The organism is Clostridium sp. CAG:221 (assembly GCA_000435835.1).
In the GTDB taxonomy this organism is placed as follows: Bacteria; Bacillota; Clostridia; order Clostridiales; family Clostridiaceae; genus Clostridium.
The window spans coordinates 28583-42652 of the sequence record FR883429.1; the positions used below are offsets into that span (position 1 = coordinate 28583).

A 14070-nucleotide genomic window follows, 5' to 3' on the forward strand; every position below is an offset into this window, starting at 1 on the left:
TCCTGGATTGCTTCCTCCATTGTCTGGTTTATTTCCACTATCATCAGGTTTTTGGTTATTATTTGATTTTTCAACTACTTTTAATATAGTTTTCATTTCAGCTGATTCAGTTCCATACTTATCTACAGCTTTATATGTTATAGTATATTCACCTGGTACATTTACGTCATAAGTTCCTGTAACCTTAACTTCTACTGCATTTCCTGCAAAATCTGTAGCAGTAACATTTTCTAGCGGATCAAAAGCTTGCCCAACCTCTATTGTAACCTCTGATTTAACTCCATTTATTACAGGTGCATTTTGTTTAACTACTTCTAATGTAGCAGTATCTGTAACAGTATTGCCATATGCATCTGTTGCTGTATATGTTAATACATAGCTTCCTAAAGCTTCTACATCATAAGTTCCTGTAACAGTAACAGTTAACTTTCTTCCTTGATAATCTGTTGCTATAACACCATTTAAAGGATCAAAAGTTTCACCTTGTCTTATTTGAATATTTTTATTTGTTACTGTCATAACTGGATTGCTAACAGACTGTTTAGCTTCTTCTACCACTACAATGGCCTCAAAAGTAGTAGATTCTCCTTCCTTATCTGTTGCTACATAAGTAACTTTATAACTTCCTGGTTTTTTATTATCTACACCATTACTATTGGCAGTTATATTAGTTATTTCACCATCTTCATCATCTGTTGCTTTAACATACTCTAAAGGCTTAAAAACATCACCTGTTTTTATAATTATATTTCCTTCAACAATTTTAGGTGATTCTACTAATGAAATTACTGGTGCTGTATTTACTGTTAATTTATCTTTACTACTATTTACTATATCTGAACCCTTAACCTGTTTGTTAGTTCCATCAATAATATAGTTATATGCAATACCTTCCGAATTTACATTTGGTACAACAGTATATCCTTCTGTACTATTTTTATTTTCCTTAGCAACATTAATTTCACAAATTTCTAATAATCCACCATCAATTTCTATATTAGAATTTGATAATATAAATATATCCATTTGCTTTTTATCAGCACTTATTTTAACATCTGTTTTTAAATCATCATTTTGTGACTTAACTAACCACTTTATAGAATCATCAGTAAAAATAGCATTTCCTTCAATCTTAACACTTAATTGTAAAGATTTTGCTAAATCTGAAAAATTACTTAATGATAATTTAATTGTATCTTTATTTTGTTTATCTACATTAAGTTCTATAGCATTATCTGATACCTGTGCATATTGTTCAGCATTAGTTACATTATCACTTTTTAAATAAATAGCCGTCGTCATTACTGCAGCTGTTGATAAAGCTATAACTTTTGTTTTAGTATTAACCTTTTTCATGCATTTACTCCTTTGTACTATCTATTTTCTTTAATAGCATTTAATATATCAGTTTTTATATCAATAGCCTTAACTTCATTTACACTTCTACTTGAAGCAGATAATGTTATTTCAGGAAGTTCTTTTGGTACATCAATTTTGAATGTATCACTTACTAATCTTTGTCCACCTTCTAAAGCATCAGCCGCATCTGTTCTATATAACTCTGCAAAAATTTTCTTATTATCTTCTTTAAATTTAGTTGCATCTTCTGGATTTACCCAATAAATCCAAGTTCCTTCTGCTACTTCTTCCAAATTACCATTGTCAGGTACTTGAGCTAAAAGAATACCTTGATACTTATCTGCTATATGTTGTTCTTTTTCATTAAGAACTAATGGAACATTAAATGCAGGATTTCCCCTATATTCCCCAGTTATTATAACTGAACCAGCTGGAATAAATTTTCTTTCATTTTCATTAGTATCTGGATTATCTGCTTGATATTCATAATCATTTTTTAATACACCAATTCCATTAGTATACGTAATATTATCATCAGAAAGTCCAATTTCAATATTATCTCCAGGAGGTGTTATTAAATCTAATTCTGACGCAGCAAAATTCTTAGTATCTAATGCTGTTATCTTCACATATCTAGCATTATATGAACTTAATTGGTTACCACCGGTAACACCTTCTGCATCAAAGTAAATTGTTTCTGTTGGATTTTGTGGATCTAAGTTCAAAGTACCTTCTTTAACAGTTGTCCAACTTGCTCCATCCTTACTTACTTCTATCTTATATTTCTTTAGTGCATTATCAGCTATAGATGTACTCTTAAATATAAATCCTGATTTTGTTGTAGGTGCTGTATATTTTATACCTACTAAAGTTTTCATTTCAGTAGTATCTAAAATTACATATGGATTATTATTTGGATTCATTTCAGCAGTATGAATACTTGAGTTATATTCATCCTTTGTAAGCATTCTACCTTCATAAACAGTAGATTTATCATTATCTAAAGCATGTTTTAAATCTTCATTACCATCACATGAATGAATATCATTACTTTCTTCATGAAGACTTATAGTATTAGAAGATATTATTAAACTTTTCTTATCTACTCCACCTTCATGACGTATTTTAACAGTTCCTAATTGAACTTCATTTGTTGGATTTAAGTTATAATCATAAGCTACTGCTTTATACTCTACAACTCTATTATTTATATTTTCAACAGTATCAGTATATACAGTTTGTGAATTTGCTTTATCTCTTTCTATGAATCCACAAGGCTCACCATTTCTATAAATTTCATACCCTAAAATTCTATCATTACTTTTATCTACTGATAAATTAATTTTAACTTCTTTAGAATCTACATAAGAACCTGTAGTAATTCCATCTGCAAATGATGCACTTAATGTAGTACCCTCTTCCATATCAGCAGTTCCTGCTATTCTTTGTCTTCTAGCTTCATCATTTATATATTGAATCTTTTTAGTTTCCTTAGGGAACTTAGAAACATACGCTAATGTTGTTTCATTTGCAATTATTCCATGAGCCTCATAGAAATCAGTTAAATCTTTACCAACAACTTTAGAAGTTAATCTTATTAGCCATTGATCTCTATCACCATTAACTCTTTCTTCTTCTGACATTTCTCTATATGCTCTATTTAATTTAGCAAAATATGAATCATTAGTTAAGTCAGCATCAACATCTGTAAATAACATTTCATAAGTAATATTATCTTCATATGCTAAATAAGGTTGCCATAACATATTTAAAACTACAGTTCTATCAGTAGATAAACCTATTGTATTAGAAGTAACCTTTTCATATACCTTTTTAAATGAATCAAAGTAAGGACTGTTTTCATTTAACATAGTTCCTGTAATAGCAGTCATTAAGTTATTACTTGTTTCTGGATATAATCTATCACCAATATCCATAACATGTCCCATTTCATGACCTATTAATCCACCATATAAATGAGCAGAATCTGCATTAGTAACCTTTCCATTTTCATCAAATTTATAAGGAACACCTTGAATATATTGAGATGAGCTAAATCCTACACCTATATGATGATTAGATGCATAAGCTGCTGCTCCCATCATCATTCTTTGATATTTAATATTTAATCTTGTAAGTGGTGCTCTGTGCTTTCTAAAGTAAGCTCTATCTTCATCATCAATTTCACCATTACCATTAAAATCTTGAACTTCTTCAAATACACCTTTTTTAGCAAAACCAACTTTTACTTCTTGTTCCCATGCTAAAAGTGCATCATATACTCTATTAACTTGAGCTTCAGTATTACCTTCTAATCCACTTTCTATACCTTTAAGAATTTCTGATGCTGGTAAAGTTAATGTAAATCTATCTCCTTCAATATCAGTTGTATTTAAAGGTGATGTTTGTTCATCATAAAGATATACATTATTAATCTTATCTTTATCAGAAACTTCTGATGGATATAAAGTATTTATATCATTCATATATGTTTTTAATTCTGATATATAATTTCTTATTTTATCTTTTACTTCTTTTTCCTTAGTAGTATCATTTATCATATTGTTAACATTTAAGTTAGGAATTTCAGTAACTCCACTTAAACGTATCTGAACATTGGCAGTTGTTGAACCTTGAGTAACTCTTGCCATAACTTGTCCACCTTTTTCCACATCAGCAGAAATGATTGATGGTATAGTTATTTCTGTTCTTCCTGGTGATACTGTTTGCACTTTACTCATATACGAACCTGGAAGCCCATAATTTTGTAAAAATACTATATCAACTCTAGTATTTGGATCACTTGACCCCATATATACTACAATTTGCTTACTTGTACCCTTGTCATCAACTGAAGGTCTTGCAACACTTCCTAAAGATTGATAACTATTTCCCATTCCTAAAGATGGACCTTCATTATTAGTTCTAATACTAGCATCAAGAGTTGTAATTTTTTCTGAAACTTCCTTATCATCAAATAACTTTTGAGCTGTATCTAACTCTTTCTTTAAAACGTCTTTATCTGGATGATATTCTCCACTAATAGCATCTGGTGTATCTAATCTCTTAGCCAATTCATTTAATACATCTTGAGTAACAGATTTCTTAAGAACTAATCTTAAATCATCTTCATATAAATTCTTTATATCATCACTTAAAGTATCATATTCATAGAACTTAAGCTCTGATATTATTTGTGTACTTCCACCATATCCTGATGTGTCAACTTTTATTTTCTTTGCTCTTATAGGTTCATTTAACTTAACCATATAATAACTGTTGCCATTTGACCATTTTTCATTTATTGATTCTGTATAAACTACATTTTTATTATCATTTTCATCCCAATAAGTAACCTTTACTTTATAAAGTCCCATATAATGACCACTTTGAAGAGTTCTACCAATACCTATACTTCCAATTGTATATGTATCATCAAATGTAATTTCTGAACCTCTATCTGCACCATAACTAGCCCCTGTATCCCAGTTATCAACCTTCCATTCAGTAGTAAAATCTCCATCTACTAATGCATATTTAGAATCATAATGTAAGTAATCATCTTGAGATGCCCATCCATTTTCATCCTTCTTATTACGTACATCAACAATATGAGTAGTTCCTATTTCATTTTCACTTGTTGGTCTATTAATTAACTTGTATTCTTGCATTGATGGTGGAGTAACTGATGTTGTACTTGCTATATATGACTTAGACATTTCACTTGTACCTAAGTGGTTAGTAGCAGTAACTCTTACTTCATAAGTAGCATTATCATCAAGATTATTAACTGTATAACTATGACTTCTTACCAATTTACTCTTATCTGGATTTGTAATATCAGAGCTACCTTCAATAACTTCTTTGTGATTATCATTAGCCTTTATCCAATTTTTATTGCTATCTCCAACTTTTCTATAATATATATCAAAATCTCTTGCTTGAGAATGTTGTTCCCAACTTACTGTAAAAGATTTATATCCTTGATTTGTAGTTAAATTTCTTGGTGGTTCAGGTGAGTTTAAAGGAATAACTTGTATTTCTGATACACTTCCCTTATCACCATTATAATAGCTATCTATTGGATTAAAATCAGCATCTACATTATCTGCTTTTCCATCAAATGCTGTAGGTACATCTTTTTCAGTTAAATATCCACTGCTCCATTCCCCACTTAAAGATTGAATACTTACTCTATATAAATCATAAGGTTTTATATCTTTATCTAATATATTTAAATTTGTTTTATTTGTTTGTAACTTTTTAGTGCTTATAACTTGACCACTTTCATTAAGCTTTTGATACATTACTTCATATGAAGTTACATTTGCTTGTGGTTCCCATGATATTGTTATTCTTTCATCATGAAGATTAGTAGAAGTTTCTAAAGATTTTATTGTTGGAATATTCATATCTGGCTTTGGAACTTCTTTATATACATTATTTAAAAACTCTATTTTTGCAATTTGAGAAATCTTCTTGTTTCCTCTATTTCCTGTTACATTTATAGATATTTGCTTTACAGCAACTTGACTTCCTAAATCAATAACAACATCATTTGATGCACCACTTCTTTTAAGATTTTCTTCATTGAATGGTACAGTTTCTGTGTTACCATCAACATCAGTGTAAGTTATGTATCCTTGTGATGGAATAGATGCATCTTCACCTTCAACTGCAGAACCTTTTATTACAACTGATTCCATTTCAACGCCTTCGCTATTAGCTGTTCTAAGAGTTCCATTTTTTGTAGTATCTAATCCCATAGATATAGTTAAAGGTTTGTCTGCACTTGGTGCTTCTCCATCTGCTCTCCCTAAATTAACAACAGTGTCTGCACTTGTTAATATATCCTTGATATTTTCTGCACCTTTTAAATCTTTAGTGTCTATGTCAATATTTTCAGGGTCTAATATCTTTTCTAAATCTACTATTTCCACTTGTCCTTTAGTTTTTCCAATGTTTGAATTAACATAAGATAAATCTGCTATATCAACACTTCCATCTCTATTTAAATCATATTTACTGTCTTTGCTTCCAATAGCATCAAAAACTAATTTATAATCCTTCATGTCTATAACAAAATCATTATTAACATCTCCTGCTAAGAATACTGGATTATAATTTTCATTTGAAATCATTTCATTTATAGATGTTCCTAGTTTTATTCTCTTAGAATAATCAACTATATCTATATTATCTACTGTTGTATTTATGTATCCTTCTCCATCTATATCAACAGAATAATTTCCTCTTTCTAAACCTTCAAATACAACTCTTATATAATATATTGAATCTCCTTGCTCTAATGGTTGCTTTTTAGAATTTAATTTTTCAACAGTATAAGTAACACCTGAGTTTAAATTTCCATTTAAAATATCATTTATATCAACTTTTCCTATTAATTCTTTATTAGAATTTTTCAGATTTAAAGATATTCCTAAATTTGAAGTATCAGCTAGTGGTAATGGGAAATTCATATCAACTTCTAATTTTCCTACAACTTTACCTTCTGCTTTTTTAACTTCTATTTTTTCCTCTTTTTCTTTTGCTTTAGAAATTTCTTCCGATTTAACAACCTCTTCATCATCTTCTAAAGACTTTTCTTCTATAGTATTATCTTTTATTTCATCTTCAACTACATCTGATTCATTTTTCACTTCATCTGTGCTTTCATCAGATTTATCTGCATCTTGATCTTGAATTTTTTCTGTATTTTCAATTTCTACTTCTACATTTTCCTTTAAATTTTCATCAGCATTATTTTCAACTGAATTATTTTCAGTTGCACTAACTACTTCACTATCAGCATTAGGTACTATTGATGTTGCTAGTGTTGCTGCCAATGTATATGAAACTATCTTCTTATTTTTCACTAAGATATCCCCCTCATTGTTAATAATAAATTAAAAGTAATTTTATTATTATTATCGTAAATTATTAACACTACTTTATACTACATACCTATTCATTGTAAACATAAAGTTTAATATTGTTAAATTATTTTTAAAAAAACACAGAAAAATACTTTTTTCTGTGAAAAATTTTGTAATTTATTCAAATTTAAAATACAACTAACTCAGTTTCTTCTATTGCCTTATTTACTAAAGCTTCAACATCTAATACTGATTCTGACTTTCTCATAGCTTCTAATTGAGGTTTAGTTTTAGGATGTTTTGGTACAAATATTGTACAACAATCTTCATATGGTAATATAGACGTTTCATATGTACCTATTTCTCTTGCTATGTCCATTATATCTCCCTTATCCATTGTTATTAATGGTCTAAATACTGGTCTATCAGCACAATCAGTACTTACTATTAATCCTTCCATTGTTTGACTGGCAACTTGCCCAATACTTTCCCCTGATGATATTGATTGTACTCCATTCTTTTCAGCTAAAGCACATGCACATCTCATCATAAATCTTCTCATTAAAATTGTTAATTCATCTTCTCTGCAACCTTCAATTATTGCCATTTGAATTTCTGTAAATGGTACTATATATAAATTAACTCTTTCTGTATACTGAGCTAATATCTTAGCTAAATCTTTAACTTTATCCTTAGCTCTTTCAGAAGTATATGGATGGCTATGATAGTATACACAATTTAATTCAACACCTCTTTTAGCCATTAAGTATCCTGCCACTGGTGAATCTATTCCACCTGATAACATAAGCATAGTACTACCATTTATTCCGTAAGGAAGTCCTCCAACTGCTTTTATCTTATCTGCACTAGTAAATATGTAAGCATGTTCTCTTATTTCTATATTTAATACACACTCAGGATTCTTAACTTGCACATCCAAATCACCTTCATAATGATGTAATATATATCCACCTACATCTCTTGAAACCTCTAAAGAATTCATAGTAAACTTCTTATTTGCTCTATTAGTTTCAACTTTAAAAGTCTTTGGCTTAACTTCATTAATCTTCTTTAAAGCTTGTTCTTTTATTATATTTAAATCTCTTTCTACTTGAGTTACTGTGCATACTTCTGCAACACCAAATACTTTTCTTACTCTTTCTACTGCTTCATCAATATTATCAGCCTTAATAAACCATCTGTTTTGGTCATTTATTATCTCATAATCTAATCCTTCAAGCTTTTGCTTAATATTGTTTAAAAGTTTTCTTTCAAATTTCCCTCTATTTAATCCCTTTAAAAATATTTCTGCTGCATATTTTACTAAAATTAATTGATTCATTACTTACGCACTCTCCTTAAAAACATTAACGAAGTTTTTAACACTTCAATTACTTTGTCTACTTCTTTCTTTGTATTATTGTGGTCAAATGAAAATCTTATGGCACTTTCTACTTCTTTATTGTTTAATCCTAAAGCTTTTATTACATAACTTCCTGATGCAGCACTACTTTTTGATGTACATGCTGATCCTGTAGCAACATATATTTTAGCATCCTCCAATAAATGTAATAATACTTCTGCTCTTGCTCCTATAAAAGAAACATTTAAAATATATGGAGAAAAATCATCTTCAAGAGGACTATTAATCCTTATATCTTTTATTTCCTGTAATCTTTCAATCATATACTTCTTTATGGCTAAAGCACTGTTATAATTTTCATCAATCTTATTAAAAGTCATTTTAGCTGCTTTTTCAAAACCTATTATAGATGGTAAATTCTGAGTACCTGCTCTAAATCCTCTTTCTTGACTTCCACCAGAAATTAAAGAATTTATAACAGCACCTTTTTTTATATAAACAAATCCTGTTCCCTTTGGTCCATGAATCTTATGTGATGCTGCTGTAAAATAATCTATATTCATTTTTTTCACATCTACAGAAATCTTTCCATAACTTTGAACTCCATCCACATGGAATTTTGCTCTTGAGCTTCTTGATTTGATTATCTTACCAATAGCTTCCAAATCTTGTATTGTACCAACTTCATTATTGATATGCATTATTGATACTAGTACTGTATCCTTTGTTATAGCTTCATCTAAATCTCCTAATGAAATCCTACCGGTTTTATCCACTGGTAAATATGTTACTTTAACACCATTATTTTCAAGTACCTTACATGTATCTAATACTGATTGATGCTCATAAGCTGTTGTTATTAAATGATGTCCTGGCTTAAGCAATCCCTTTAATACAAAGTTATTCCCTTCACTTCCTCCAGAAGTAAAGTATATCTCGTCCTTATCAGCTTTTATAGTTGAAGCGAAATATTCCCTTGCTTCATTTAATCTCTTTTCACACTTTAGACCTATATTATGTAATGAAGATGGATTTCCATAGTATTCCTTCATAGCCTGGCAAGTTTCTTCTATAACTTCATCATAAGGCTTTGTAGTAGCACTATTATCAAAATAAATCTCCATGTTGCTCACTCCTTTCTTACTAGTATTTACATACTACCTATATTCAATTCTTCAATAATTCTGCTATAAAAATGCACTTTTGTCAAATAAAAATAAAAATGATGAATTATTAATAAAAGCTAACAATTCATCATTATTTTTTATTCTATTGCAATAAGTTGTACATTATCAACACCATCAATACTATTTATTTCATTTAAAAATACCTTAAAGTTTTTTTTCATACTACTTATATCCATAGTTATATTTAAATTAGCCACATCATTTATAGGAATACCTTGATTAATAGTTAAGATATTTCCACCTTCCTTGGATATTTCATTTAAAATAGTTGATAATAATCCTTTTTCATGCCTTACCATCATGCTAAAAGTAACTTTCCTACCAGTAGACATCTTAGAAAACTCAAAAACGTAATCTTTATATTTATAAAATACGCTTCTACTTATGCCAGTGACCTTAGTTGCTTCTGTTATTCCTTTTACATCGCCATTTTCTATAAGCTTCTTGGTATCAATTACCTTTTGAAAAATTTCTGGTAATACTTTCTTATCAATTACTAAATAATCATCCTTCATTTTTATCCACCTCTAAAACTGTCGCCCCAATTTTGTCTATTTTTAGTTCAACAACATTGTATTTTAAGTTATTCTCTTTAATAAATTTCTCAATATTGCTTTTAAATGCTTTATCCTCACAGCCTACAACTGTCATTATAGTTGGACCTGCTCCACTTAAGAAGCACCCCAATGCTCCAAGTTCCATGCTTTCCTTAATTACCTTATCATATCCTTCTATTAAGTTGCTTCTATATGCTTGATGAAATTTATCTTTCATTGCATATTTTAACAAATTGTAATTACCATTGGCAAATGCAGAAACAAGTAAAGCAGTTCTTCCAACATTGTAAATTCCATCTTTCAATGAAATTTCCTTAGGTAAAATGCTTCTTGCCTTTTCTGTAGAAAGCTTAAATTCTGGAATAAGAGCCACGAAGCTAACTCCTTCTTTAATATCTATTTCATTAAATATAGGATCATTATCTTCCATTACAGCTATAACCATACCTCCATAAATAGCTGGACATACATTATCAGGATGACCTTCTATCTCTACGGCATATTTTAGTACTTCACTTTTATTAATATCCTTGCCCATTATTGAAAATGCCCCTATAATTCCTGCAATTATACAGCTGGAGCTTGAACCTAAACCTCTTGAAACTGGTATATTACAATTGATAATTTCAATCCTTACACCACTATAATCATAATTATAATCTTTAAATACCTTTTCCATAGCTTTAAATATTATATTATCCTTGTTGGCAAATTCACTATGAAAGCCTATAAATTCTACTCCACTTTCAATTTCAGTAAAAATATATTCATTAAATAATTGAAATGCTATTCCTAGTGAGTCAAACCCTGGCCCCATATTAGCACTAGTTGCTGGAACCCTTACTTTAAAACACTTATCTTTCATATAAAAAACTTAAAAGTTCCTTTTTCATATCTTCCTTCTGACAAACAGCTCTGTGGAGTATAGGCTGACTATCAAGATTCCTTAGGTTTTTAGGAATAGGTATCTTAGTATAACTATTTAATATATCTAACACTTGAAAATCATTATAATTTTCCACTTCAATACCTAAGGCACTGCAAATGCTTCTTGGAAACTTATAAGGACTTGCTGTAGATATTATAAGAGATTGCTTATAATCCTTACTTTCCTTTTTATATTTTCTTAACACTGTATGAGCAACAGCAGTATGAGTATCCATTAAATATTTTTCTTCATGATAAAGCCTGCTTATATCATTAAATACTTCTTCTTTAGTTGCATAGTTTCCATAAAACTCTGATATAAATTCCTTTGAACTTTCATCTAAATCATATAATCCATTATCATTCAATTGTTTCATTAAATTAGAAACCTTTTCTCCATCTCTATGAACTGCTTCAAAAATCAATCTTTCCAAATTAGATGATACTAATATGTCCATAGACGGTGAATCTGTTAATAATAATTTCCTTCTTTTATCGTAAGTCCCTGTTTTAAAGAAATCTGATAGAACATTATTCTCGTTAGATGCACAAATAAATCTATCAATTGGTAAGCCCATTTTCTTACTATAATAAGCTGCTAATATATTTCCAAAATTACCTGTTGGTACTACAACATTAATTTTTTCTCCAAGCCTTATTTTTTGCTTATTAACAAGTTTAAAATATCCATAGAAATAGTAAACTATTTGAGGTACTAGCCTCCCTATATTTATTGAATTTGCTGAAGACAATAGAATTCCATCATTTTTCAACTTCTCTTTTAATGCTTCATCGGCAAATATATTTTTCACTCCTCTTTGAGCATCATCAAAATTACCTTCTATGGCTATAACTTTCACATTATCTCCCACTTGAGTATTCATTTGCCTTTGTTGAATAGCACTTACTCCATCCTTAGGATAGTAAACTACACACTTAAATCCTTCTACATCATGAAATCCTTCTAATGCTGCTTTTCCTGTATCACCAGATGTAGCTGTCAATATGATTATTTCATCATTAATAGCAAGTACTTTTTTTGCTTTTTTCATAATTTGTGGAAGAAATAAAAGCGCTGCATCCTTAAATGCCGATGTAGGTCCGTGATATAACTCTAAAAATGCCCCTTTTTCTAGTATTTCAAATCTACCTTTGTATGCTTTATTAATAGCTTCCTTTAAATCATCCTCTGGAATATCATCAAAAAACTCTTTTATTATTTCAAATGCTAATTCTTCATATGAAATACTTATTTTTTTCTTTAACTTTTCAAAAGCTTTTGGAAAATACTCTGGTACAAATAAACCTCCATCATCAGCTAAACCTTTAATTATAGCTTCAGCCGATGAAACCCTTCCACTTTTTCCTCTTGTACTTATAAACTTCATTGGCGTCCCCCCTATTTTAATTGCTTATATATGTTAAAAATAGCATTTTTTAACTTATAAGAATTCTATCATGTCCTTTTTACAAATACAAGCGTTTTCTTTCCTATATTTTTCATAAAAAAATAGACAGTAACATTACTGTCTATTGAATGCCTAATATACTTTTAGTTCTATTTAATGAATTTTCCAATCTTGCATATACATCACTATTTATACCATATTCCTCTGGATTTGCCAATGCCTCTTCTACAGGAATTATTTTATGATAATATGTTCCATCTCCTTTTTCTTCCTTATAAACCCATGTTGGAATTATCTTATATTCTTTTAAAGACACATTTCCATCTTTCTTTTCTAGAGTAAACTTTATCATTATTCCATCTTCACTTTCAGCTACACCAATTTCCTGCTCTGATTGATTAGACAAAGAATTTCCCTGTGAATATATGACAAAAGTAGAATGTCCACTTTCATTGCATATTATTTCATATGGTTGAATAACATGTGGATGCCCACCTAAAATAATATCTACTCCTAATTCATTAAGTTTTTTTGCTATTTCATTTTGTGTTGCTTCTATATATGTATTATATTCTTCTCCCCAATGCATTGAAGCTATGATAAACTTTACTCCTTCAGCCTTCATTGCTGATATTTCACTTGCAATTCTGTTATAGAAACTTTCTAAATCATTATAATTAAAAGTATTTATAAGATTTTCGCTATTTATTGATACTGGATTGCTATTTATTGTCTTATAGCCATTAACAGCAGCTGTTTCAAAAACATAAGATGCAAACCCGATCTTTACTCCATCTACTTCTTTTACCAAATAACTTTTTTCTTCTTCTGTAGATTTTACTCCTAAAACATCCAATCCCTTTTCCTTTGTAATCTCAATGGTTCTTTGCAATCCTTCATCGTCATAATCATAGATATGATTATTTGCATAATTAACTACATCAATTCCTGTATCCCTTAGAGAATCAATAACTTCATCTGGTGAATTAAAAATTGGATATCCAGTTGGCTCACCACCTGCTAAAGCTCCTTCTAAAATCCCTAGTGATATGTCTGCCTCACTAACCATCTCCTTTATATATTGGAAGCTTGGTGAAAAATCATATCCATTTTCATTTTTCGCTCCATTTATTTGTGATTGATGTATTATTAAATTTCCAAGAGACACAATATCAATATATTTTATTTCTTCATTTTCTATTGCTTCTTCTTCCTTTTCATCCACTGAATTTTCAACTCTTCCATTTTCATCTATACCATTATTTAAATAAATATTTTCTTCATTTCTCTTAGAATATGTATTTGCTAAAACTACTACTGCAGTAAGAAATACTATACTGCTAACTATTTTTAATATCTTATTTTTCTTCATGAATATCTCCCATGAAAATA

8 protein-coding genes are annotated in these 14070 nt (G+C 29.4%); all 8 read right to left on the bottom strand.

Annotated elements, in window-relative coordinates; genetic code table 11:
* Positions 1-1356 (bottom strand): immunoglobulin-like domain-containing protein (locus tag Q5O44_RS14535; RefSeq protein WP_302638250.1); only part of this gene is annotated, 1356 nt, incomplete at its 3' end.
* 17 nt (positions 1357-1373) lie between these two features.
* Positions 1374-7235, bottom strand: a complete 5862-nt coding sequence (locus tag Q5O44_RS14540; RefSeq protein ID WP_022169177.1) for a M60 family metallopeptidase — start codon at positions 7233-7235, stop codon at positions 1374-1376.
* A gap of 187 nt (positions 7236-7422) precedes the next feature.
* Positions 7423-8577, bottom strand: a complete 1155-nt coding sequence (gene thiI, locus Q5O44_RS14545) for a tRNA uracil 4-sulfurtransferase ThiI (protein WP_022169178.1) — start codon at positions 8575-8577, stop codon at positions 7423-7425.
* Positions 8577-9722: a cysteine desulfurase family protein gene (locus Q5O44_RS14550; RefSeq protein WP_022169179.1), complete on the bottom strand. Its 1146-nt coding sequence runs from the start codon at positions 9720-9722 to the stop codon at positions 8577-8579. Before Q5O44_RS14550 ends, thiI begins: the two co-directional genes overlap by 1 nt.
* A 140-nt stretch (positions 9723-9862) precedes the next feature.
* Positions 9863-10300 carry an ACT domain-containing protein gene (locus tag Q5O44_RS14555; protein WP_022169180.1) on the bottom strand — a complete coding sequence of 146 codons (438 nt, stop codon included), beginning with the start codon at positions 10298-10300 and terminating at the stop codon, positions 9863-9865.
* The gene (gene thrB, locus Q5O44_RS14560) at positions 10290-11207 is read right to left on the bottom strand and encodes a homoserine kinase (RefSeq protein WP_022169181.1); all 918 of its coding nucleotides are present in this window, start codon (positions 11205-11207) and stop codon (positions 10290-10292) included. Before thrB ends, Q5O44_RS14555 begins: the two co-directional genes overlap by 11 nt.
* On the bottom strand, positions 11197-12657 hold the full coding sequence (gene thrC, locus Q5O44_RS14565) for a threonine synthase (RefSeq protein ID WP_022169182.1): 1461 nt from the start codon (positions 12655-12657) through the stop codon (positions 11197-11199). Before thrC ends, thrB begins: the two co-directional genes overlap by 11 nt.
* Before the next feature lie 142 nt (positions 12658-12799).
* Complete coding sequence (locus Q5O44_RS14570; protein ID WP_022169183.1) at positions 12800-14050, bottom strand: CapA family protein; 1251 nt, start codon at positions 14048-14050, stop codon at positions 12800-12802.
* Positions 14051-14070: the final 20 nt, after the last annotated feature.